The sequence below is a fragment of the Phytopseudomonas straminea genome, assembly GCF_900112645.1.
Classification (GTDB): domain Bacteria; phylum Pseudomonadota; class Gammaproteobacteria; order Pseudomonadales; family Pseudomonadaceae; genus Aquipseudomonas; species Aquipseudomonas straminea.
The window spans coordinates 672,537-694,589 of record NZ_FOMO01000001.1 but is presented as its reverse complement, the minus strand read 5'-3'; the positions used below and the strand labels follow the sequence as shown (position 1 = coordinate 694,589).

Annotated in this window: 21 protein-coding genes; 8 read left to right on the top strand and 13 right to left on the bottom strand. The window is 64.9% G+C overall.

Translation table 11 applies throughout. The features are described 5' to 3' along the window. Positions 1–6 precede the first annotated feature (6 nt). Both BM279_RS03150 and BM279_RS03145 read right to left on the bottom strand, forming a co-directional pair. On the bottom strand, positions 7–456 hold the full coding sequence (locus BM279_RS03150; protein ID WP_093500836.1) for a DUF6484 domain-containing protein: 450 nt from the start codon (positions 454–456) through the stop codon (positions 7–9). A gap of 21 nt (positions 457–477) precedes the next feature. Further along, complete coding sequence (locus tag BM279_RS03145) at positions 478–2,703, bottom strand: type VI secretion system Vgr family protein (protein ID WP_093500834.1); 2,226 nt, start codon at positions 2,701–2,703, stop codon at positions 478–480. A 284-nt stretch (positions 2,704–2,987) separates the two neighbouring features. On the opposite strand from BM279_RS03145, the gene BM279_RS03140 reads away from it, so the two are divergent. Further along, on the top strand, positions 2,988–3,647 hold the full coding sequence (locus BM279_RS03140; protein ID WP_093500833.1) for an HD domain-containing protein: 660 nt from the start codon (positions 2,988–2,990) through the stop codon (positions 3,645–3,647). An 8-nt stretch (positions 3,648–3,655) separates the two neighbouring features. Continuing rightward, positions 3,656–4,822 (top strand): N-methyl-L-tryptophan oxidase, encoded by a 1,167-nt coding sequence (gene solA / locus BM279_RS03135; RefSeq protein WP_093500831.1) that lies wholly within the window; start codon positions 3,656–3,658, stop codon positions 4,820–4,822. 211 nt (positions 4,823–5,033) lie between these two features. On the opposite strand, the gene BM279_RS03130 is transcribed toward solA, so the two are convergent. From BM279_RS03130 to BM279_RS03115, 4 genes are all read right to left on the bottom strand, one after another. Further along, positions 5,034–5,522: a GNAT family N-acetyltransferase gene (locus tag BM279_RS03130; RefSeq protein WP_093500829.1), complete on the bottom strand. Its 489-nt coding sequence runs from the start codon at positions 5,520–5,522 to the stop codon at positions 5,034–5,036. A 19-nt stretch (positions 5,523–5,541) separates the two neighbouring features. After that, positions 5,542–6,003 (bottom strand): RES family NAD+ phosphorylase, encoded by a 462-nt coding sequence (locus BM279_RS03125; protein WP_093500827.1) that lies wholly within the window; start codon positions 6,001–6,003, stop codon positions 5,542–5,544. After that, positions 6,003–6,473, bottom strand: coding sequence for a type II RES/Xre toxin-antitoxin system antitoxin (gene parS / locus BM279_RS03120; protein ID WP_093500825.1), 471 nt, complete (start codon positions 6,471–6,473; stop codon positions 6,003–6,005). The genes BM279_RS03125 and parS overlap by 1 nt, the downstream gene beginning before the upstream one ends. An 81-nt stretch (positions 6,474–6,554) precedes the next feature. Beyond that, positions 6,555–7,097 (bottom strand): gamma carbonic anhydrase family protein, encoded by a 543-nt coding sequence (locus BM279_RS03115; protein ID WP_093500823.1) that lies wholly within the window; start codon positions 7,095–7,097, stop codon positions 6,555–6,557. A gap of 100 nt (positions 7,098–7,197) precedes the next feature. Here BM279_RS03115 and prlC point away from each other — a divergent pair, with 100 nt between their 5' ends. Continuing rightward, positions 7,198–9,246 carry an oligopeptidase A gene (prlC, locus tag BM279_RS03110; RefSeq protein WP_093500820.1) on the top strand — a complete coding sequence of 683 codons (2,049 nt, stop codon included), beginning with the start codon at positions 7,198–7,200 and terminating at the stop codon, positions 9,244–9,246. Further along, complete coding sequence (locus BM279_RS03105) at positions 9,243–9,530, top strand: YheV family putative zinc ribbon protein (RefSeq protein ID WP_093500818.1); 288 nt, start codon at positions 9,243–9,245, stop codon at positions 9,528–9,530. The genes prlC and BM279_RS03105 overlap by 4 nt, the downstream gene beginning before the upstream one ends. Before the next feature lie 63 nt (positions 9,531–9,593). On the opposite strand, the gene BM279_RS03100 is transcribed toward BM279_RS03105, so the two are convergent. From BM279_RS03100 to BM279_RS03090, 3 genes are all read right to left on the bottom strand, one after another. After that, positions 9,594–11,120, bottom strand: coding sequence for a tripartite tricarboxylate transporter permease (locus BM279_RS03100; protein ID WP_013793433.1), 1,527 nt, complete (start codon positions 11,118–11,120; stop codon positions 9,594–9,596). Positions 11,121–11,130: 10 nt separating this feature from the next. Then, on the bottom strand, positions 11,131–11,610 hold the full coding sequence (locus tag BM279_RS03095) for a tripartite tricarboxylate transporter TctB family protein (protein ID WP_013793432.1): 480 nt from the start codon (positions 11,608–11,610) through the stop codon (positions 11,131–11,133). A 61-nt stretch (positions 11,611–11,671) separates the two neighbouring features. After that, the gene (locus BM279_RS03090; protein ID WP_093500815.1) at positions 11,672–12,640 is read right to left on the bottom strand and encodes a tripartite tricarboxylate transporter substrate binding protein; all 969 of its coding nucleotides are present in this window, start codon (positions 12,638–12,640) and stop codon (positions 11,672–11,674) included. A 646-nt stretch (positions 12,641–13,286) separates the two neighbouring features. On the opposite strand from BM279_RS03090, the gene BM279_RS03085 reads away from it, so the two are divergent. From BM279_RS03085 to BM279_RS03075, 3 genes are all read left to right on the top strand, one after another. After that, positions 13,287–14,705 (top strand): FAD-binding oxidoreductase, encoded by a 1,419-nt coding sequence (locus tag BM279_RS03085; protein WP_093500813.1) that lies wholly within the window; start codon positions 13,287–13,289, stop codon positions 14,703–14,705. A gap of 71 nt (positions 14,706–14,776) precedes the next feature. Next, positions 14,777–15,850, top strand: coding sequence for a hypothetical protein (locus BM279_RS03080; RefSeq protein WP_093500810.1), 1,074 nt, complete (start codon positions 14,777–14,779; stop codon positions 15,848–15,850). A 22-nt stretch (positions 15,851–15,872) separates the two neighbouring features. Beyond that, positions 15,873–16,652: a DUF1835 domain-containing protein gene (locus BM279_RS03075; RefSeq protein WP_093500807.1), complete on the top strand. Its 780-nt coding sequence runs from the start codon at positions 15,873–15,875 to the stop codon at positions 16,650–16,652. 1 nt (position 16,653) lies between these two features. On the opposite strand, the gene BM279_RS03070 is transcribed toward BM279_RS03075, so the two are convergent. Then, positions 16,654–17,445 (bottom strand): AraC family transcriptional regulator, encoded by a 792-nt coding sequence (locus BM279_RS03070; RefSeq protein WP_093500805.1) that lies wholly within the window; start codon positions 17,443–17,445, stop codon positions 16,654–16,656. Positions 17,446–17,541: 96 nt separating this feature from the next. Between BM279_RS03070 and BM279_RS03065 the strand changes: the two genes are divergently transcribed. After that, positions 17,542–18,558, top strand: coding sequence for a bile acid:sodium symporter family protein (locus tag BM279_RS03065; protein WP_093500803.1), 1,017 nt, complete (start codon positions 17,542–17,544; stop codon positions 18,556–18,558). Positions 18,559–18,579: 21 nt separating this feature from the next. Here the strand turns inward: BM279_RS03065 and BM279_RS03060 are convergent, their stop codons facing one another. Genes BM279_RS03060 through BM279_RS03050 form a run of 3 tightly spaced genes read right to left on the bottom strand, consistent with a single transcriptional unit; the run spans position 18,580 to position 21,885 of the window. Next, positions 18,580–19,527 carry a SphA family protein gene (locus tag BM279_RS03060; RefSeq protein WP_093500801.1) on the bottom strand — a complete coding sequence of 316 codons (948 nt, stop codon included), beginning with the start codon at positions 19,525–19,527 and terminating at the stop codon, positions 18,580–18,582. Positions 19,528–19,580: 53 nt separating this feature from the next. After that, the gene (locus BM279_RS03055) at positions 19,581–20,345 is read right to left on the bottom strand and encodes a coniferyl-alcohol dehydrogenase (protein WP_093501228.1); all 765 of its coding nucleotides are present in this window, start codon (positions 20,343–20,345) and stop codon (positions 19,581–19,583) included. A 49-nt stretch (positions 20,346–20,394) separates the two neighbouring features. Continuing rightward, complete coding sequence (locus BM279_RS03050; protein ID WP_093500799.1) at positions 20,395–21,885, bottom strand: benzaldehyde dehydrogenase; 1,491 nt, start codon at positions 21,883–21,885, stop codon at positions 20,395–20,397. Positions 21,886–22,053 lie beyond the last annotated feature (168 nt).

Sequence of the window (22,053 nt, the reverse complement as noted above, 5' to 3'; positions counted from 1 at the left end):
CGGCTCTTAGTTGATCTGCACCGAACCGCCCTTGATGCGGTTCACGCCGCTGGAGCGGCTGGACAGGTAGGCGCCCTTGATCAGCACCTTGCCTTCGCGGGTCAGGGTGATGCTGGCCTTGCCGCAGCGCAGCACGATCTCGCGCTCGGCGCTGAATTCCAGGCGCTCGCCGTCCAGATGGGCGATGGCGGCCGGCGCCGGTGCCTGTGGCAGGCGCTGGATACGGCCGATCACCAGTGGCTGGCTCGGGTCGCCACCAACGAACATCAGGGCCACCTGGGCGCCGATGTCCTCGCGGCTGAGGGCCGTGGTGGTGGTCGCGGCGATGCCGGTCTCCGACGGGCAGCCGGCAAAGGCCACTATCGGGCTGGAAGCTTGCGGCACATCGAGCAGTACGCCGATGACCACGCCGTCCAGGCGAGTGGCGGCGGCGGGGGTGTGGTGCTGGACAGTCATTGGGTGGCTCCTGGGCGCGGCCTAGTTCTGCAGGATCTTCTGGCCTTTCATCACGATGTTCTTGGCGGCCTTGGCGTTGATCGCCCCGGAGCCGTCGATGCTGATGTTCTTGCCACGAATGACGATGGTGCCGTCCTTCTTCATGGTGATGCTGGCAGCGCCGGTCTGCAGGGTGATCGAGTCGCCGGCCTTGAGTACGAAGTTCTTGCCGACGTTGAGGGTGTCGTCCTTGCCGATGCGGGTGTTGCGCTCGCCGCGCACGTAGCGCGATTCGCTGCCGCCGACGGCGGTCGTCTGGTTGGCACCGATGAACACGCTTTCATTGGCGGTGACCAGCTCGGTGCGGTCGGCGCCAATGGTGATGCGCTCGTTGTTGCCCACGCTTTCGGTACGGTTGGCACCGATGCTGATGGTTTCGTTACTGCCCACGCTCTCGGTGCGGTTGGCGCCGATGCTGATGGTTTCGTTGCTGCCCACGCTCTCGGTACGGTTGGCACCGATGCTGATCGATTCGTTGCTGCCCACGTTTTCGGTGCGGTTCACACCGATGGTGATGGACTCGTTGTTGCCGACCTTTTCGGTACGGTCGACGCCGATGGTGATGGTCTCGTTGTTGTCCACCGTCTCGGTGCGGTCGTGTTTGACGTGCACCGTTTCGTTGTTGTCGATGGTCTTGGTGCGGTCGTGGCCGACCCAGTGGGTCTCGTCGTTCTCGACCTCGATGTCCTGGTTCTTCTCGGCATGGATGAACAGCTGCTCTTCGCCCTTCTTGTCCTCCATGCGGATTTCGTTGAAGTTGGCTGGCGTGCCGCCCTTGCTCGAGCGGCTCTTGGTGCCGCTTTGCGTGGCGTTGGCGGGCAGGTCGTAGGGCACCGTCTGCTCGGCGTTGTAGACGCGGCCGGTGATGATCGGCCGGTCAGGGTCGCCTTCCAGAAAGCTGACGATCACTTCCTGGCCAATGCGCGGGATCTGGATCGAGCCCCAGTTCTTGCCGGCCCAGTTCTGCGATACGCGAATCCAGCACGAGCTGTTCTCGTTGGACTGGTCGTGGCGGTCCCAGTAGAAGTGCACCTTCACGCGGCCGTACTGGTCGGTCCAGATTTCCTCGCCCTTGGGGCCGACCACCATGGCCGTCTGCGGGCCCTGCACGATGGGCTGCACGGTCTGCGGCAGCGGGCGGAACACCTGGCTGGCGTCGATGCAGGTCAGGTTGCTGTCGAACTGGAAGCTCTCGCTGCCGCGACCGCTTTCGTAGAGGTCCTGGGTGATTGTGTATTCGGCATCGACGATCAGGTACTCGCGGTTCTGATCGTCGCGCGGGTAATCGGTGAGGCTGAACAGGTGCCCGCTGCCCAGGCCGCGGGCATTGCCCTTCAGGCGGATCTGCTCGTACTGCGCCTGGATGGCCTCGATGCGATTGCGCGCGTACTGCTCGCCGTCCTTGCTCTGCACGTATTCGCCCGGGTAGTCGTAGAGCGGATAATCGGCGTTGCTGTGCTCGCGGGCGATGCTGGAGCGCACTTCCAGGCGTGCGCTGGGGCGCTGGAAGTCATAGTCGTTGAGCGCCAGGGAGCCGGGCTGCACTTCGTGGGCCAGGTGCCAGTCGTGAATGTGGTCACGCTCGCGCATCTGGTCGTCGAGCGGGTAGAACGGCACGCGCCCATAGCCGGGCGCCGTACCGTGGGCGCCGTAGGCATCGCAGAGCACCAGTACATGGCGCTCCTGCTCATGGCGGAAGTAGTAGTAGATGCCTTCCTGCTCCATCAGCCGGCTGACGAAATCGAAGCTGGTCTCGCGGTACTGCACGCAATAATCCCATTCGCGGTAGGAGCGGGTCAGGGCGTCTTCGAAGTCGGAGAAACCCAGGTCGCGGAACACCTGCTTGACGATGTCCGGCACGGTCTTGCTCTGGAAGATCCGGCAGTCGGAGGTGCGCGACAGCAGCCACAACCAAGGCTTGAGGGTGACCTGATAGCTGGCGAACTGGCCACGGTGGGCGGTCTGGCTGCAGCGCGCGACGATGCCGTGGAAGTAGCGGTCGCTGCCGTCGGCCAGTTGTACGGCCAGGCCCATGGGCTTGCCGAGCAGGGCGTTGAGCTTGAGCGAGGAATTTTCCGAGGCCAGGCTGAGCTCGTAGTGGAACAGGCGGCCCAGGGATTCGCTGCCGGCCAGGCGCTCCATCACCAGCACGTTGTCGCCGAGCGGGCTGTTGACCTTGGCCATGCGCGACTGTTGTGTGATTGCCATGTGCGTATCCCTGCGATGCCATCCTGTGCCGAAGATAACCGCGAACGCGGTTATCTGCTGAGACGCCGTTCGGAATGTGCGCTCATTGGGGGCGAGTCTGTCGAAAATCCTTCATGCGTCGAGGCGATCCTGGCGCGCGGCCAGGTCGCTCGGCGAAGCTGCCAAAGGTGGCGCAAGCGCTATGAGCTTGTCCAGTAATGGCAAGGCGCCACACTCCGCTGCATGACTTGCGAGCCCTGGCGGCTGGCCCGTAAGGTGCGGCCTTCCCTTTCTGGCGATCTGTCATGAATCTGGATCCTTTCGCCCCCTACGCCGAGCTGGCTGGCCAGCTGTTGGCCGGCTGCGCGCCATCCACCGACGATGGCGCCCATGACCTGTCGCACCTGCAGCGGGTATGGGCCAACGTTCGGCGCTTGCAGCGCGAGGAGGGCGGCGATCTGCAGTTGCTGCTGGCGGCGGTGCTGCTGCATGACTGCGTGGCGGTGGAAAAGGATTCGCCGCTGCGCTCCAGCGCTTCGCGATTGTCCGCTGCGCGCGCCGGTGAGGTGCTCGCAGGCCATGGCTGGCCGAGCGAGCGCATCACCGGCGTGCGCCATGCCATCGAGGCGCACAGTTTCTCCGCCGCCATCACGCCGACCAGCCTGGAGGCCCGCATCCTGCAGGATGCCGACCGCCTGGACGCCATCGGCCTGATCGGCGTGGCGCGTTGCTTTCATGTTTCCGGGCGCCTGGGCAGTGCGCTGTACGATGCCGAGGATATCGACGCACGCCAGCGGTCGCTGGATGACCAGCGTTTCGCCCTGGACCATTTCCACACCAAGTTGCTGGGCCTGGCCGCTGGCTTCCAGACCGCCACCGGTGCGCGCCTGGCCGGGCAGCGGCACGCGCGGATGGTCGCCTTCCTCGACGCCTTTCGCGAAGAAACCCAGCCCTTCGAGCAGTAGAGAATCCCATGCACTACGACGTTATCGTGATCGGCCTGGGCGCCATGGGCGCCGCCACCCTTTATCAACTGGCCAAGCGCGGCGTGCGGGTGGCCGGCGTCGACCGCCATGCGCCGCCCCACGACCAGGGCTCCAGCCATGGCGACACGCGCATCACCCGCCAGGCGGTTGGCGAGGGCGCGGCCTATGTGCCGCTGGCGCTCAATTCCCAGCGCATCTGGCGTGAGCTGGAGGCGCAGAGCGGCGAGGCGTTGTTCGAAGCCTGCGGCATGCTGATGCTGAGCAGCAGCCAGGAGCCGACCCGCGGCCACGGCACGCCTGACTTCGGCGGCGAAACGGCGGCGCTGGCCAAACGCTTCGGCATCGAACACAGCCTGCTGGACGCCGCCGCCATCCGCCAGCGCTTCCCGCAATTCGGCGGCTTCGGCGATGCGGCCACCGGCTATTACGAGCCGGGCGCCGGCTACGTGCGCCCCGAGCGGGCCATCGACGTGCAGCTGCGGCTGGCCGAGCAACTGGGTGCGGTCTTGCACACCCATACGCGGGTCGAGGCTATCGAGTCCGATGCCGGAGGCGTTCGGGTGCGCACGGGCGGCGGCACGCTGACGGCGGACAAGGCCATCGTCTGCGCCGGCATGTGGACGGGCCGGCTGCTGGGCGCGTCGGTCGAGGGCTTGCTGAAGGTCTGCCGCCAGCAATTGGTGTGGTTCGAGCTGGACGAGCCGGAGCGTTTCGCTGCCGACTCGCCGGTGTACATCCTGCTGCATGGCGCGGCGGATACCGACAGTTGCTACGGTTTTCCGCCGCTGCCGGGCGAGAACGCCATCAAGGTCGCCACCGAGCAGTACCTCGAAGGCTGCGATCCCGACGCGCTGGATCGCCACGTCAGCCAGGCGGATACCGACGCCCTGTACGACGCCCACGTGGCTGGCCGGCTGCTCGGGGTTTCCCGGCGGGTGCTGAAGTCCAGGGTGTGCACCTACACCATCACGCCGGACTTCAATTTCATCATCGATACACACCCGCAGATGGCCAACGTGACCCTGGTGTCGGCCTGCTCGGGGCATGGCTTCAAGCATTCCGCCGGCATCGGCGAGGCCCTGGCCATGCAGCATTGCGGCGAGCCCGGCGCGGCTGACCTGTCGGCGTTTTCGCTGGCGCGCTTCAGGTCGTAGCCTGCTCGGGCGCTAGTAGCTTATCGACTGCAGCAGGGCAGGAGCAGCCGTTCGCCGATCCACTGTAGGAGCGCGCCATGCGCGCGAAAAATCGCGGGCATGGCCCGCTCCCACAGATAATCACCAGCTCGTAGTCTGTGGTTGAGCATAGCGATACCCAGGAGATCATCCCGGGTTTCGCTGCGCTCTACACCGGGCTACGGAATCGGCGTCAATCATTCAGCCAGCGATACATCACATGGCAGTCCACCAGGCCCAGCGTGCGGTGGCGGTAGGCCCTAGGCAGGGTGCCGACGATGGCGAAACCGTGTTTCTGCCAGAGCGCCACGGCGACGGTGTTGCTGGCCACCACCGAGTTGAACTGCATGGCCTGGAAGCCCAGCTCACGGGCGACCTGCAGCGAGTGCTGGCACAGCGCGCTCGCCACGCCCTTGCCGCGGGCGGCCGGCGAGGTCATGTATCCGCAGTTGCACACGTGGTCGCCCGGCCCTGCGGCGTTGGCCTTGATGTAATAGGTGCCGAGGATCTGCCCATGTTCTTCGGCCACGAAGGTGGCGCGGGGCAGCTCGACCCAGGTTTTCCAGGCCGTCGCGCGGTCCATGGCCGGGTCATAGGCGTAGGTTTCCTGGCCCTGCACGACATCGCGGATGATGGGCCAGACCTGATCGAAATCGGCTTCGTTGATGGGGCGAATATTCACGGGGTTTCCTAGAGGCTCATCACGCCTTGAACATGCGTGGGTCGTAGGTGAAATCGTAGGTGTCGACGATGCGGATGCGGCTGATGGCCGGGTGCAGCGGGTTGACCACCAGGTTGCGCTCCAGCGGCAGTACCGCGGAGGGCACGATCAGGCCGAGGTGGCTGACGGCGCGCAGCCAGGCGCTGCCGAAATCCATGCTCGGGCGATCCACCGGCAGCGCGCTCCAGCCTTCTGGCAACTCGCTCGCTGCGGGCTCCCAGTAGAGATCCGCGTCGTCCGGCAGCTCGAAACAGGTGATCCTCATCGGCATCGCTGGCGGGCCTTCGGCGTGCACGAAGGTTTCCAGGCAGCAGATGCCGGGGCTCAGGCCCATGTATACGGCGGCGATGTCCTGCTCATTCCAGCGCCCGCCTTCGATGGCGGCGCCACGCCCGGACAGGTCGGTGGCCCGCTTGGCCTTGGCCACGCGCCAGGCACGCATCAGGCGGCGCCACCCCAATCGAGAGCGTTGAGCACCCGGCGTACCTGCTTGGCGCCGATTTCCGTCTCGCAGAGCATGATCGGTGCCTGGTCGCCGAGGGAGCGATTGGCGCGGGACATCCACTCGGCGGCTGCCTGGCGGCTTTCGAACACATCCTCGGCCAATTGGCAGACCATGGCGATGCGATCCAGGCGCTCCGAGGCCACCGGATCGAGCACCTTGCGCTCGCGGCGGCGGCGTTCGAGGGTCGAGATCGAGGCGTTGAGCAGGATCTCCAGGCTGCGCTCGGGCAGGGTGAACGTCGCCTTGACGGCCTGCACCAGGTCGGCGGCGAAGCCGTCGCGAATCTGCTGCAGACGTTCGGCTTCACTGAGCTTTTCCCGGCCGGCGCTGAAATCCCAGAAGGCGGCAACCACGGGCGAATGGTCGTCCTTGCCCGGTTTGGCCTGACGCATTGCGGTAACGGTCATGTTGCCTCCTTCATTTGAATTAAATTAAGCGTCAAATGAAGGTTACACCTTTGCGTTCGTGCTTGCACGCTCGGCTGTCGGCTATTGATCGTAGCCCTCGGCGATGTGCTGGTCCTTGAGTTTCACGTAGTTGCCGGCGGTGTAGCTGAAGAAGTTGCGCTCCTTGTCGGTCAACGGCCGTGCCTGTTTCACCGGGCTGCCGACGTACAGGAAACCGCTCTCCAGCACTTTGCCCGGTGGCACCAGGCTGCCGGCGCCGATGATCACGTCGTCCTCGACCTCCGCGCCGTCCATCACCGTGCTGCCCATGCCGACCAGAATGCGGCTGCCCAGGGTGCAGCCGTGCAGCATCACCTTGTGGCCGATGGTCACTTCGTCGCCGATGATCAGCGGGAAGCCGTCCGGGTTGAACGGGCCGGCGTGGGTGATGTGCAGCACGCTGCCGTCCTGCACGCTGGTGCGCTTTCCGATGCGGATGCGGTGCATGTCGCCGCGGATCACGGTCAGCGGCCACACCGAGCTGTCCTCGCCGATTTCCACGTCGCCGATGACCACCGCCGAGCTATCGACGAACACCCGATCACCGAGCGTCGGTTTTGTGCCCTGATACGTACGAATCGCCACGATAGAAACCTCTGAAGTTACGTCGGGGGTTGATTGTAATTAAGATGACCGCCATATCACTGGTCAGTGTTTTTAATTCATTCCACCACAGGTACCCGACGTGAGTGCGAACAATCCCCTGCTGCAAGATTTCGACCTGCCGCCGTATTCGTCCATCCTGCCCGAGCATGTAGAGCCGGCGGTGGATGCCATTCTCGCCGAGAGCCGCAGCGTGGTCGCCAAGGTGCTGGCCAGCCAGGGCGATGCGCCGCGCTGGGAAAGCCTGATCGACGCGCTCGACGAGCAGGGCGCCAAGCTGGGCCGCGCCTGGAGCCCGGTCAGCCACCTCAATGCGGTGCGCAACAACCCCGAGCTGCGCGCCGCCTACGAGGCCTGCCTGCCGAAACTGTCGGAATACTGGACGGAAATGGGCCAGAACCGCGCCCTGTTCCAGGCCTACGAGGCGCTGGCCGCCAGCCCCGAAGCGGCCAATTTCGATGTGGCGCAAAAGACCATTCTCGAACACGCCCTGCGTGACTTCCGCCTGTCCGCTATCGACCTGCCGCCCGAGCAGCAGAAGCGTTATGGCGAGATCCAGATGCGCCTGTCCGAGCTGGGCAGCCGCTTCTCCAACCAGCTGCTGGACGCCACCCAGGCCTGGACCAAACACATCGAGGATGAAAGCCTGCTGGCCGGCATCACCGAGTCGGCCAAGGCGCAGATGCAGCAGGCCGCCGAAGCCAAGAACCTCTCGGGCTGGCTGATTACCCTGGAATTCCCCAGCTACTACGCGGTGATGACCTACGCCGACAACCGCGCCCTGCGCGAAGAGCTGTACGCGGCCTACTGCACCCGCGCCTCGGACCAGGGCCCGAACGCCGGGCAGAACGACAACGGCCCGGTGATGGCCGAGATTCTCGAGTTGCGCCAGGAGCTGGCGCGCCTGCTGGGCTTCGGCAATTACGCCGAGCTGAGCCTGGCCAGCAAGATGGCCGAGTCCAGCGAGCAGGTGCTGAGCTTCCTGCGTGACCTAGCGGTACGCAGCAAGCCGTTCGCCGAGCAGGACCTGACCGAGCTGCGCGCCTTCGCCGCCGAGCAGGGCTGCAACGACCTGCAAAGCTGGGACGTGGGCTACTACAGCGAGAAGCTGCGCGAGCAGCGCTACAGCATTTCCCAGGAAATCCTGCGGGCCTACTTCCCGATCGACAAGGTGCTGAGCGGCCTGTTCGCCATCGTCGAGAAGCTCTACGGCATTCAGATCAAGGAACTGCGTGATTTCGACACCTGGCACCCGGACGTGCGCCTGTTCGAGATTTCCGAGAACGGCCAGCACGTCGGGCGCTTCTTCTTCGACCTCTACGCCCGCGCCAACAAGCGTGGTGGGGCCTGGATGGACGGTGCCCGCGACAAGCGCCGCGCCGTCGGTGGCGAACTGGTCAGCCCGGTGGCCAACCTGGTGTGCAACTTCACGCCGGCTTCGGCCGGCAAGCCGGCGCTGCTGACTCACGATGAAGTCACCACGTTGTTCCACGAATTCGGCCATGGCCTGCATCACCTGCTGACCCGCGTCGAGCATGTCGGCGTGTCCGGCATCAATGGCGTGGCCTGGGACGCCGTCGAGCTGCCGAGCCAGTTCATGGAAAACTGGTGCTGGGAGCCCGAGGGCCTGGCGCTGATCTCCGGCCATTACCAGACCGGCGAGCCGCTGCCCCAGGACCTGCTCGACAAGATGCTCGCCGCCAAGAACTTCCAGTCCGGCCTGATGATGGTGCGCCAGCTGGAGTTCTCGCTGTTCGACTTCGAACTGCACGTTACCCACGGCGATGGTCGCAGCGTGCTGGAGGTGCTCGAAGGCATCCGCGACGAGGTCTCGGTGCTGCGCCCGCCGGCCTACAACCGCTTCCCCAACAGCTTCGCGCATATCTTCGCCGGCGGTTACGCGGCCGGTTACTACAGCTACAAGTGGGCCGAGGTGCTGAGCGCCGATGCCTTCTCGAAGTTCGAGGAAGAGGGCGTGCTCAACCCGCAGACCGGTCGCGCGTTCCGCGAGGCGATCCTGGCCCGCGGAGGTTCCCAGGCGCCGATGGTGCTGTTCGTCGATTTCCGCGGTCGCGAGCCGAGCATCGACGCGCTGCTGCGCCATCTGGGCCTGAGTGCGGAGGCGGCATGAGCGACGCCCCTGTAGAAATCACGCCCAAGCGTTTCATCGCCGGTGCCGTGTGCCCGGCGTGCAGCGAGATGGACAGCATCAAGATGTGGAACGTCGATGGCGTGCCGCACCGCGAATGCGTGCAGTGCGGTTACGCCGACACCTTGGACGAGCGTGGCAACTCGGTGGCCAAGGAGCTGCCGACCCGCGTCAACGTCAGCGGCCTGACGCCGAAGAAACCGGCGGATCCCAAGGTCAAGGCCGTGCAGTTCTTTCCCAATCCGAAGCTGAAGAAGCCCGAATAGGTTTCATCTCGCGGAAACGAAACAAGCGCCCCAGGGCGCTTGTTTCGTTTCAGGAGTGGGCGATCAACTCGTCGATAACGCTTCGGCGGGTTTCTTGTCCTTCCTGGCGCGCAGCAGGCTGTAGGCGTGCCAGAGCACCGACAGCGCCGCCAAGCCGAGGAACAGCGCCGAGATCGGGCTGGTCAGGAAGGCGGTGAAGCTGCCGTCGGAAAGCATCAGCCCGCGGCGCAGGTTGGTCTCGGCCATCGGCCCGAGGATGAAACCGATGATGAACGGCGGCGCAGGCATGCCGGCCTTGATGAAGCCGTAGCCGAGGATGCCGAACAGCAGGATGCTCCAGGCATCGAACAGGCGGCTGTTGAGGCCGAAGGCCCCGACCACGCAGAGCACCAGGATGATCGGCAGCAGGATGTGCTTGGGCACCGACAGCAGCTTGATGAAGATGCGCAGGCCGTAGAACTCCAGCACCAGCATGATCACCGTGGCCAGGATCAGCGCGGCGAAGATGGTGTACACCAGCGGCCCCTGGGTGATGAACAGCAGCGGGCCGGGCTGGATGCCGTGGATCAGGAAGCCGCCGAGCAGCATGGCGGTCACCGTGTCACCCGGAATGCCGAGGGTCAGCAGCGGCACCATGGCGCCACCGATGGCCGCGCTGTTGCAGGTTTCGCTGGCCACCACGCCGCCAGGGTTGCCCTTGCCGTAGGAGTCCGGATCCTTGGCGCGCTTCTTCGCCACGATGTAGGAAATGATGTTCGAGGTGCCCGAACCCACGCCCGGCAGCACGCCGATGCCGAGGCCGATCATCGCCGAGCGGAAGGCGTTGCGCAGCTGGCCGACGAATTCCTTCAGCGAGAAGCCGAAGCCGCGCACCTTGGACATGTCCAGCGGCTTGACCTTGGTCATGCCGGCGTGGCGCCCGGTCTCGGCCAGGCGAATCACCTCGGCCACGGCGAACATGCCGATCATTACCGCCAGCATGGCGAAGCCGCCGTTGAGGTTGGACTGGTCGAAGGTGAAGCGACGAATCGCATCCACCGGGGCGATGCCGACGGTGGAGAAGGCGAAGCCCAGGGCGCCGGAGAACACGCCCTTGGTCAGCGAGCCGGTGGACAGCGTGGCGATCAGGGTCAGCGAGAAGATGGCGATGGCGAAGTATTCGTGGGGGCCGAAGCTGAGCGCCACCTTGGCCAGCATCGGGGCGATGAACATCAGCGCGCCGATCCCGAAGAAGGTGCCCAGGAACGAGAACACGATACCGATGCCGAGGGCCTTGAAGCCTTCGCCCTTTTCCATCATCGGCCCGCCATCGAACACCGTGGCGATCGAGGAGGGCGTGCCGGGAATTTTCAGCAGGATCGACGGGATCAGGCTGCCGGAAATCGCCCCCACGTAGAGCGCTACCAGCAGCGACAGACCGGCGGCCGGGCCCATGGTGAAGGTCAGCGGCAGGCACAGCGCCACGGCCATGGTGGCCGAAAGGCCCGGCACGGCGCCGAAGATGATGCCGACCACCACACCGATGGTGATGAGGATGAAGATCTGCAGCGAGAAGACGGCGGCGAAGCCGTGTGTCATCAAGTCGAGCATGGCGCGCCTCCTAGATGTTCAGCACGCCGGAGGGCAGCATCAGATCGAAGCCCTGGCGGAAGATGAGGTAGATGACGATGGCCGAGATGATCGCCGTGATTGCGTAGGTCACGTGGCCGATCTTCTGGCCGTGGGGCGTCAGCACGATGAACTGCAGGTACAGGTAGATCGCCGTGACGATGGGAAAGCCGATGGGCTCCAGGGTGGCGATGTAGGCGGCGATCAGCGCCAGGGTCTTGATCACCGTGCCGTATTCGGAGACCTCGCCCTTCTTGTCGTCGGCCGGGCTATCTGCGGCCGGCGCGTTGCGAAAGCCGAATACCAGCTGCAGCACGCCCAGCCCGCACATGAAGATCGCCAGTACGTAGGGCACGAATGCGGCGTCGATGAACGACTTGCGCGGCAGGCTCATGGTGGCCAGCAGGTAAGCGATGCCAGCGGCCAGCATGAAGCCGCCGGTGATCAGCTCTTTTCGCTTGAAAGCATCCACAGCGAACTCCTATGGATCGGGGAATGAAAAAGCCGCAAGCGTGGGCTTGCGGCTGCAGGGATCAGTTCGATTGCCGCAGGGCGTCCTTGAACTGCATGAACTCCTCGCGGTGCTCCTTGAGCATGGCGATGGCGTCGTCCGTGCCGTAGTAGGCCACCGGCTGCTTGTAGGTCTTGGCCAGTTCCTCGCCGTAACTGGGGATCTCGGTGATCTGTTTCATGACCTCGGCCATCTTGGCGACGATGGCGGCGTCGGTGCCTTTGGGAAAGGCGACCACGTAGGGCTTCTCGACGATCAGGTCGACGTCCTTCTCGCGGAAGGTGGGGATGTCGCCGACCAGCGGGTTGCGCGCCTCGTTGGGCTGCGCCAGGGCGTTCATTGCGCCGCTCTGGATGTAGTCCTGCAGCGCGCCGTAGCTGATCGCGCCCATGTCGATGCGCCCGCCCAGCAGCGCGACGATGCGCTCGGCCACGGTGCCGGTGTCGATGTAGCGCAGCTCGGTCCCGGTGCGCTTCTCGAACATCAGGCCCTGCAGGTGGGAGAAGTTACCCATCTCGGTGCCGTAGGAGATGCTCTTGGGCTTTTCCTTGGCCTGGGCGATCAGCTTCTCGACGCTGTCGATGCCCGACTGCTTGGAGGCCACGAAGATCGATGCCTTGTCGACGCCGGCGATGCAGGAAATGTCGAAGGCGTCATAGCTGTCTTCACTGAGGCCGGCGACTTCGTTGACGATCAACTGGCCGGTGTGGGTAAACAGAATGGTGTGGCCGTCAGCCGATGATTCTTTTACGTGGGAGGCGGCCACCGTGCCACCGCCACCGCCCATATTGGTGATCACCATCGGCTTGCCGGTGATCTGGGTGAAGTACTTGGCCATCATGCGGGCGTTGAAGTCGGTGTCGCCGCCGGCGTTGGCCGGCACCACCACCTGCACCGCACGGGTCGGCCAGTTCGGCTCCTGGGCGTAGCTGGTGGCGGAAGTGGTCAGCAGGGCTGCGGACAGCAAGGTCGCGGACAGAATTTTATTCATTGGAAGTTCTCCGATAACGCCACGCCTGAACAACTCGATGGCTTGTTTTCAGCGCGCACTTAATAGGAAGCCCAACCCGCCCGATAATTAATCAGCAGGTAAGTCATATGGCGATTGGGGATGGGGAGGCGGCGTTAGTGCCGGTCTGGACTGCTGCGGTTACTCATGGCGAGAGCGGATCCTATGATTATTATTAGTTAGTGTCGTACGTTGTCGTATGACGACAAGAGGATGATTGTCTGCGCTGTTCGGCCTGTCAATAAAGCATCTTTCGATAACCCGATTCATAATGTTTAATTTTCATAACTTTCTGATTAATAACTAGTTTATTAAATGTTTCATTATCTTTCTTATATATGGATTTAGATATTGATCATTAAGTAGGCGGATTCTTGCCGATTGATAATCCGTTGATGGGCGGATTTTTGCCGATTTAAATTTCGTTATACGATGACTTATGATTGATCGGCGCCAGTAACTTGCTTGGCCGAACTTTATTTGGCGGCTCGATAAGTCTTGCCATGTATTGCCCCCAGCGCTGAGTTCATCTGCCGAGGCCTGGGTAAGGCGGTCTCTCTCCCCGGCTGTCGAGTTCGCACTGTCGAGTCAGCGGCCATTCTGACCATTCCCTGCGGAGTACCCTTGCATGAGCCACCTGCCAGCCGAATTGCTACGGACCCTGGGCGAGATCGTCGGCCCGGCCGGCCTGATCGATGACCCTGCCGCCATGCAGGCCTACCTCAGCGACTGGCGTAACGCCTACTGCGGGCGCGCCGCGCTGGTGGTGCGGCCGGCCTCCGCCGGGGAAGTCGCTGGAGTGGTTCGTGCCTGCCACCAGGCCGGCGTGGCGCTGGTGCCACAAGGCGGCAATACCGGCCTGTGTGGTGGGTCGATCCCCGACGACTCGGGGCACCAGGTGGTGCTGTCGCTGACCCGCCTGACCCGGATTCGTGACGTCGATGCGGGTAACGAAACCATCACCGTCGAGGCCGGCGTGGTGCTCCAGCAGGTGCAGGAAGCCGCCGCCGCGGTGGGCCGCCAGTTTCCCCTGTCGCTGGGCGCCGAAGGCAGTTGCACTATCGGCGGCAACCTGGCGACCAACGCCGGCGGCACCGCCGTGCTGCGCTACGGCAACATGCGCGACCTGACCCTAGGCGTCGAAGTGGTGCTGCCCGACGGGCGACTCTGGAATGGCTTGCGCGGCCTGCGCAAGGACAACACCGGCTATGACCTCAAGCACCTGTTCATTGGCAACGAAGGCACTCTGGGCATCATCACTGCGGCGGTACTCAAGCTCTACCCGGCGGTGCGCAGCCGCACCACGGCCTGGGTCGCGCTGCCCAGCCCGCAGGCGGCGGTGGCGCTGATCGGTCGTATGCGTGCGTTGTGCGGCGATCGGCTGACCGGGTTCGAACTGATGTCGCGGCAGAGCGTGGCGTTCGTGCTGCGCCACGTACCGGGTTGCAGCGATCCCTTCGCCGAGGAGCATCCCTGGTACGTGCTGATCGAACTTAGCGACACGCTGCCCGAGGCGCCACTCAACGCCATGCTGGAAAGCGGCCTGGGTGCAGCATTCGAGGAAGGTGAGGCGCTAGATGCCGTGGTGGCCAGCAGCGAGGCGCAGGTCGCGGCATTGTGGAAGCTGCGCGAGGGCATTTCCGAAGCGCAGAATCACGAGGGGCCGAGCCTCAAGCACGACATCAGCGTGCCGGTCAGCTCCATCGCCGTCTTCATCGCCCTGGCGGACGAACGCCTGCAGCAGGCGTTTCCCGGCGTGCGCATCGTCTGCTACGGCCATGTCGGCGACGGCAATCTGCACTACAACATCAGCAAACCGGTGGGCAGCGAGGATGCCCCGTTCAAGGCTCAGGCCGAGGCGATCATGCAGCAAATCTACGATGTAACCGCGGCGTTCGCCGGCAGCATCAGCGCCGAGCACGGCATCGGCCAGGCCAAGCGCGAGGCCGCGCAGCGCTACAAGGACCCGCTGGAACTGGAGCTGATGCGCAGCCTCAAGCAGACGCTTGATCCCGCCGGGCTGATGAACCCCGGCAAGCTGCTCTGACCCGGCGTCTGGAGTTCGCGCTGGGCCTGGCGGATACTGCGGGCCTCTCGTGACTGCAATAAGGACCTGCCGTGCGTCTGCTGCTACTGCCCCTGCTCGCCATCGCCTTGCCGGCGCTGGCCGATGTGCGTATCGACGATCTCACCGACAAGCGCAGCGACTGGGAAACCTACCGCTTCCCGCTGCTGGTCGGTGACAGCCCGGCCATCGCGCGCATCAACACCTTCCTGCATGTGCGCGAACTGCAGGCATTGCCCGGGCGCTTCGCCAAGTCGCCGTTCGAGAAGGTGCGGCCCAAGGAGGGCGAAATCGGTGGCGTGAACAGCCTCGATTATCAGGTGGTCGGTCAGGGCCCGGGTTATCTGTCGCTGAACGTCGACAGCGAGTACACCGCTGCCTACAGCAGCCAGAATTCGACTGCCTACAACTTCGACCTGGCCAGCGGGCGACCCATCGGCCTGGCGCAGTTGCTCACTCCTCAAGGGTTGGCGCGCCTGCAAACCGAGCTGCAGGGCAAACGGGCCAAACGCATGCAGGACTTTCTCAAGGCCATGCCGCCCAGCAAGCCGGTGGACCCGGACGAGCTGAGCGACGACGAGCAGCAGCAGGAAGACCAGCGCGCCCTCTACAGCGAATGCCTGGAGAGCCTTGGCGAGGCCAGCTTCGACTTCGACCGTCTGCAGCTGAGCACAGACGGCATGACGGTGATTGGCGGCAGCTGTGCCAACCACGCCAGCCGCGCGCTGGACGAGCTGGGCGAGTTTCCCGAGAGCATCAGCTACCAGGCCCTGAGCGCCGACATGAGCCCCTACGGCCGCTGCCTGCTGCTGGAAAAACGCAGCGACTGTGCTCTGCCGGCGAATAGCACGGCGCAGGGCGTTTACCACGGCAGCCTCGGCGCCTATCCGATCACCCTGGTGATCGAGCAGCTGTATAGCGACCGCAGCCTGACCGCCAGCTACTTCTACGACAAGCACGCCAAGTACATCGAGCTGGGCGGTGAATTCCAGCAGGATTCGCTCACCCTGCACGAAAGCGGCGAACCGCCGGCGCGCTTCGAGCTCGAATTCCAGGCCGACGGCAGCCTGACCGGCACCTGGCAGCAGGGCGAAAAGCGCGCGCTGGCTGTCAAGCTCAGCCCGTAACCCGCGACGAGGAGGATAAGGTATGTGGCATCTGGTCTGTGGTGACAACGCCGTCGCTGGCGTGAGCCATGTGATCGGCCCGGAGGCGACCGAGGCCGGCCTGCGTGTGCTGCGCGACGACCTGGCCGTCGGCCCGCTGGGCGATGTCGACGCGCCGTCCTGTGCGGCCCGCGCGGCGTTCTGGCGTGGGGTATGGCCGGCGGGCGTGACGCCGGTACCGGATTTCGAGGCGGACCTGCCCGCCGATGCGCAGTGGCTCGCCGATCTGGCCCGTCAGCAGCGGCCGGTGACCGTCTGGCACGGCGACAGCGCCAGCGAGCAATTGCTGCTGGCGCGGGTGGCCAATGCTCTTGAAGGTAGCGGCGTCGCGCTGATCGAGGTGGCCTGCGGCACCGGCAACAGCTGGGTGCAGAGCCGCAAGGCGGTGGCCATGCATGCGCCGCAGGCGCTACTGGAGCTGGCCAACCCGCAGCCGGTCGGCCCCGAACGCCTCGCCGAGCTGGCGGCGCAGTGGCGTGCTGCGGTCACCGATGGCGGGCTGATCCATCGCTGGCAAACCGGCGCGTTCAGCGCTGAGGACTACCAGTCCATCGACGCGGCGCTGCTGCGCCACGCTCGCGCCGAGCCACAACCTTTGGCACGGGTGATGGCGGAGGTGATGGCGCGCTGCGACGGCTTCTTCGCCACCGACTTCTTTCTGTTCTGGCGTGCCCGCGAGCTGGCCGGCAGCGGCCAGCTGGTGCTCGGTGGTGAGCCGGGCGATCACGGTTATTCGGGCTTGCAGGTACGCCGCAGCAGCTGAGTTAGCTGCTGAAGAACTCACCGGGCGTGGCGCCGAACTGCTGGCGAAAGGCGGCGATAAAGGCCGAGGTGGAGTCGTAGCCGCAGAGCAGGGCGACATCGGTGACCCGCTCGCCGCGCTCCAGCGGAGTCAGCGCGCCAAGCAGGCGCAAGCGCTGGCGCCAGGCGCGGAAGGTCAGGCCGGTGTCGCGCAGGAACAGGCGGCTGAGGGTCTTTTCCGACACGCCAAGTTCGTTTCCCCAGGCGGCCAGGGTGCGGTCGTCGTCGGGCCTGTTCTGCAGGCGGCTGCAGAGTTTCTTCAGCCGCGCATCGCTCGGCAGCGGCAGCGACAACAGCACCTCTGGCGCCGCACGCAGGCGGTCGAGCAGCACCTGGGCCAGGCGCCCGTCCGGGCCATCTTCGTCGTACTCCACCGGCAGCTCGCAGAAACTGCGGATCAGCTCGCGGGTCAGCGCATCCACGCCCAGTACCCGGCAGCTCTCGGCGACGCTTTCAGGGTTCTCGTCCTGCAGATACAGGCTGCGCATTTCGGTGTTCGGCGAGCTCAGCACCTCGTGCTCCAGGCCGGCGGGAATCCAGATGGCCCGCTGTGGCGGCGCGACGAAGCTGCCGGCGGCGGTGCGCACGTGCAGTACGCCCTGGATGGCATAGGTCAGCTGCACCCACGGATGGCTGTGGCGCGGCGTGCCGGTCTGGCGCAGCAACGACTCGTTGCGCGCATAAAGCGGCCGAGGCAGGCGTTCCAGCTGAGGAATACTGCGTTCTGCGATGCTGTTCTGTCCGTTAGGCGACATGATCTGACTTTATGGCGTTAGTCGGCAATTGCCGCTCAGGGTAGAGTGGCGCCCTTTCTGTGGCAACTTTGCCATCGCCTGCCCGGAGTCCTGCCCATGGCCCGTTCCCGTTTACTGCCCGACAACTTCACCCTGACGCTGATCGCCGTCGTGCTCACCGCCACCTTCCTGCCGGTCAGCGGCCAGGCGGCCGTGGCGTTCGGCTGGATCACCAACCTGGCCATCGGCCTGCTGTTCTTCCTGCACGGCGCCAAGCTGTCGCGCGAGGCGATCCTCGCCGGCGCCGGTCACTGGCGTTTGCACCTCTTGGTATTCAGCTGCACCTTCATCCTCTTTCCGCTGCTCGGCCTGGCACTCAAGCCGCTGCTGTCGCCGCTGATCGGCACCGAGCTGTACCTGGGCATGCTCTACCTGTGCGCGCTGCCGGCCACCGTGCAGTCAGCCATCGCCTTCACCTCGCTGGCGCGCGGCAACATCCCGGCTGCGATCTGCAGCGCGGCGGCGTCCAGCCTGTTCGGCATTTTCCTCACCCCACTGCTGGTGGCGCTGCTGATGGACGTGCACGGCAGCGGCGGCTCGATGCTCGACGCCATCGGCAAGATCACCCTGCAACTGCTGGTGCCCTTCATCGCCGGGCAGATCGCCCGCCGCTGGATCGGTGCCTGGGTTGGTCGCAACAAAAACTGGCTCAAGTACGTCGACCAGAGCTCGATCCTCCTGGTGGTCTACACCGCGTTCAGCGAGGCAGTGGTCGAAGGCCTGTGGAATCAGGTGTCCTGGCCGACCCTGGGTCTGCTGATTTTCGCCTGCTGCATTCTGCTGGCCCTGGCGCTGGGCATCACCGCACTGCTCGGCAGGGTGTGCGGGTTCAACCAGGAAGATCGCATCACCATCCTGTTCTGTGGCTCGAAGAAGAGCCTGGCCACCGGCGTGCCGATGGCCCAGGTGCTGTTCGCCGGCGGCAGCATCGGCCTTATGATTCTGCCGATGATGCTGTTCCACCAGATCCAGCTGATGGTCTGCGCGGTGCTCGCCCAGCGCTACGCGCGCCGCCCGGAAGTCGCCATCGAGGCACAGGCCGCGCAGCCTGCGCCCGTCGCCAAGGCGCCGTGACGCGTATCGCGCCGAGGCCCGCTAGAACAGTTTGTGCACGAAGCTGAGCACGAACTTGTTGCCCTCGGTGCGGTTCTCGGCGTCCTGCTCGAAGTAGCTGTTGGCAGTCACGATGGTCTCCTTCGAAAAGCTGTAGGTCAGGCCCGGCCCGATGGCCCAGACCTTTTCACGACGGCCGCTGACATCGCGGCCGTCGATCTCGGTATCCGTGATCTGCTTGAGCCAGTAACCGGTCAGGCCGACGCTCAGTTGGTCGGTGAGTGCGTACTGGGTGGCGAAGTTGGCATGCAATGCCTGGCCGGCCTGGGTGCTCGACACGTCGCCGAACGACGTTAATGGATCGCGGTTCTTGGCATTCCACAGGTACCAGAAGCGCCCGCTCACCGACCACCTGGGTGTGAACCAGTAGGTCGCCGCGTAGTAGGGGTTGAACGACCAGAAGTTGCTGCCCGGGTTGACCGCCTTGTCGCGGTCGTAGGCGCCGGTGGGGAGGATCACTTCGGCTTCGATACGTTGGGCGAACAGCGGCGAGCCGTCAGCGCGAGTACTTACCGGCGATTGCAGGAAGGCCCCCAGCACGATGTCGCCCACACCTTCGCGCGAGCTGAGCACGGCGTTGTCGAGGCCGTCGTCCACCTTGGCGTGGGCCAGCCAGGGCACGATCACCGTGGCGCCGGGCATCCAGCCATTGGCCAGCGGCTGGGCCAGGTGGATGTACTGAGTGACCGGCGCGAAGGTTTCGATTTCCTGCTTGGGCAGCGGCAGCTTGTCGCCGTTCTGGTCGTTGAAGCGCGAAGCCTTGCCGTAGACCAGGTACTCGACCACGTAGCCGCCCGGCCCGCCGGGCAGTGGCGCGCCGTCGTAGAAACTGGTGGAGCCAAGGTTGACCGTGGGCAGGTCGTAGGCCTGGGCGGTGCCCGCCAGGGTAGCCAGGCCGAGGGTCAGAGCCGAAAGACGTGATGCGTGCATGGTGGTGATCCTTCTTGTTGTTTTGGTAGATCGCTGCGCCGCGTTGGCGCGACTCACACGTAGCTGGCTGCCAGCCCGCCATCGACCGGGATGTTGGCGCCGCACACCCAACGCGCCGCATCCGAGCAGAGGAACAGCACCACTGCAGCTACTTCGTCGGCCAGGGCCGGGCGTTTCATGTGGCGGCCGTCGCGCTCCAGGCGTTCATCGCTGAGCATCTGTACGAAGTCGCCGAGGATCGGCGTGAACACCGGGCCGGGGGCCACGCAGTTCATGCGCACGTCGTGCTCGCGGAACCAGGGCGAAGCGTTCTGGTACGACCAGACGATCATCGCCTCCTTGAAGTACTGGTAGCAGGTGGCCTGCTCGACCGGATTGGCATCCAGCCAGTCACTACCGGCCTCGAAACCCGCGGTGGCGGCCAGCGCTTTGTGGGCTTCAAGGCGCTGCTGCCATTCGGCGCCAAGAATCGACGCAGCATTGACGATGCAACCGCCAGCCAGACGCGGCAGCAGGCCTTCGCTAAGGTGACGTAGGCCCAGGTAGTTGACCCGGCCGACCAGTTCGGCGGGCGCGGTACCGGGCACGCCGGCGATGTTGCACAGGCCGTCGATGTGCCCGGGCAGGCGGGCGATCACCTGGTCGATGCTCGCCGGGTCGCCCAGATCCACCTGGTGATAGGCGTGCACGCTGATCTGTGGCTCGTTACGGTCCAGAGCGATCACCCGCGCACCGGCGCAGCGCGCCAGGCGGGCGACTTCGGCGCCGATGCCGGAAGCGGCGCCGGTGACGATCAGGGTCTTGTCGTGCAGATTCAGGTTCATGGTGCGTCCTCTTGTTCTTGTTGTGAGTCAGTCGGGTGAGACGTCAGAAGGGGTACTGCGGCGGCGTGTCCTTGACCGTCACCCACTGCCACTGCGTGAACTCGTCCCAGTTGGCCGGGCCGCTCATGCTGCCGCCGTTGCCGGAGTTACCGCGGCCGCCGAACGGGTTGACGCCGTCGTCGTTCACCGTCTGGTCGTTGATGTGCAGCATGCCGGCGCGCAGCTGGGCGCCGACCGCCATGGCGCGGCCCACGGAGCGCGAGATCACTGCCGCGGCGAGGCCGTACTCGGTGCGGTTGGCCAGGTCGATGGCCTCTTCGTCGTTGGCGAAGCTGGCCACGCAGGCCACGGGACCGAACATCTCGGTATCGAAGGCCGGCATGCCCGGCGTCAGGTGGCTGAGCACGGTGGGTTGGTAGAACAGGCCGTCGTACTGACCGCCGGTATGCAGGTGAGCGCCGGCCACCACGCTGTCGAGCACCAGTTGATGGGTACGCACCAGCTGGTTCTCGTTGATCATCGGGCCGAGCTGCACATCGCCGCCGGCCGGGTCGCCGACGCGCAGGTGCCGGGCGCGCTCGACCAACCCTTCGACGAAACGCTCGTGCAGCGACTCGTGCACCAGGATCAGCCCACTGGCCATGCAGATCTGCCCCTGATGAAGAAAGGCGCCCCAGCTGGCGCAACTCAGGGCGCGCTCCAGATCGGCGTCTTCGAGGATGATCAAAGGGTTCTTGCCGCCGAGCTCCAGGGCCACCTTTTTCAGATGGCGGCCGGCGGTTTCCGCCACCTTGCGGCCGGCAGCGGTGGAGCCGGTGAAGGAGATCATCCGCACATGCGGGTCGCTGCACAGCGCCGCGCCGGCATCGGCGCCGCCGGGTAGCACGTGCAGCACGCCCTCTGGTAGGCCGGCCAGCTCGAACAGGCGGGCGATCAGGAAACCACCGGCAATCGGCGTCTGCGGATCGGGCTTGAGCACCACTGCATTGCCGGCGGCCAGGGCCGGCGCCACGGCGCGGATCGACAGGATCAGCGGGAAGTTGAATGGCGAAATCACCCCCACTACGCCGTGGGGCAGACGCCGTGCGTAGGAGAGCGTGCCGGTGTTGCTCGGCAGTACCAGGCCGTGGGGTTGCATCACCTGGCCGGCGGCGAGCTGCAGGAACAGCACCGCTTCGCGCACCTCATGCTGGGCCTTGGGCAGGATGCCGCCGGTTTCCCGGGCGATGAACAGCGCACACTCGTCTGCCTGGGCCTGCAGTAGCTGAGCGGCGCGCAGGAAGATATCGGCGCGCTGGCGCGGTGGCACAGCCTCCCAGGCTGGCTGTTGGGCGGCTGCCGCGGCGGTAGCCATGGCGACGTCCTCAGCGCGAGCCTGGCCGGTGGTGGCCAGACACTTACCGGTAGCCGGCTCGCTGACTTCGTTACGCCCGCTCGCTATTGGCGTGCGCCAGGTGCCGGAAAACAGCCGGGCCTCCCAGATCTGCTCATCCAGCAGGGCAGGGTTCGATTCTGAACGGGGCAGTCGAGACATGGTGTCTCCTTGGAGTATTGTTGTTTTGAGTGATGTGCCGATGGCATTGACACTGATCGCAAGGAGCGTGCCCAGCCGTATCGCGGTATTGGGTGGCGCAGAGAATCCATAACAATTTCAATAAGCTGGCTGTATTCATCGAATTTCTACGATCCATCAGGTGTGGTT

Coding starts and splice junctions, on each gene's coding strand:
- BM279_RS03150 (WP_093500836.1), bottom strand. CDS start 456: ATGACTGTCCAGCACCACACCCCCGCCGCCGCCACTCGCCTGGACGGC.
- BM279_RS03145 (WP_093500834.1), bottom strand. CDS start 2,703: ATGGCAATCACACAACAGTCGCGCATGGCCAAGGTCAACAGCCCGCTC.
- BM279_RS03140 (WP_093500833.1), top strand. CDS start 2,988: ATGAATCTGGATCCTTTCGCCCCCTACGCCGAGCTGGCTGGCCAGCTG.
- solA (WP_093500831.1), top strand. CDS start 3,656: ATGCACTACGACGTTATCGTGATCGGCCTGGGCGCCATGGGCGCCGCC.
- BM279_RS03125 (WP_093500827.1), bottom strand. CDS start 6,003: ATGCGTGCCTGGCGCGTGGCCAAGGCCAAGCGGGCCACCGACCTGTCC.
- parS (WP_093500825.1), bottom strand. CDS start 6,473: ATGACCGTTACCGCAATGCGTCAGGCCAAACCGGGCAAGGACGACCAT.
- BM279_RS03105 (WP_093500818.1), top strand. CDS start 9,243: ATGAGCGACGCCCCTGTAGAAATCACGCCCAAGCGTTTCATCGCCGGT.
- BM279_RS03100 (WP_013793433.1), bottom strand. CDS start 11,120: ATGCTCGACTTGATGACACACGGCTTCGCCGCCGTCTTCTCGCTGCAG.
- BM279_RS03090 (WP_093500815.1), bottom strand. CDS start 12,640: ATGAATAAAATTCTGTCCGCGACCTTGCTGTCCGCAGCCCTGCTGACC.
- BM279_RS03085 (WP_093500813.1), top strand. CDS start 13,287: ATGAGCCACCTGCCAGCCGAATTGCTACGGACCCTGGGCGAGATCGTC.
- BM279_RS03075 (WP_093500807.1), top strand. CDS start 15,873: ATGTGGCATCTGGTCTGTGGTGACAACGCCGTCGCTGGCGTGAGCCAT.
- BM279_RS03070 (WP_093500805.1), bottom strand. CDS start 17,445: ATGTCGCCTAACGGACAGAACAGCATCGCAGAACGCAGTATTCCTCAG.
- BM279_RS03065 (WP_093500803.1), top strand. CDS start 17,542: ATGGCCCGTTCCCGTTTACTGCCCGACAACTTCACCCTGACGCTGATC.
- BM279_RS03060 (WP_093500801.1), bottom strand. CDS start 19,527: ATGCACGCATCACGTCTTTCGGCTCTGACCCTCGGCCTGGCTACCCTG.
- BM279_RS03050 (WP_093500799.1), bottom strand. CDS start 21,885: ATGTCTCGACTGCCCCGTTCAGAATCGAACCCTGCCCTGCTGGATGAG.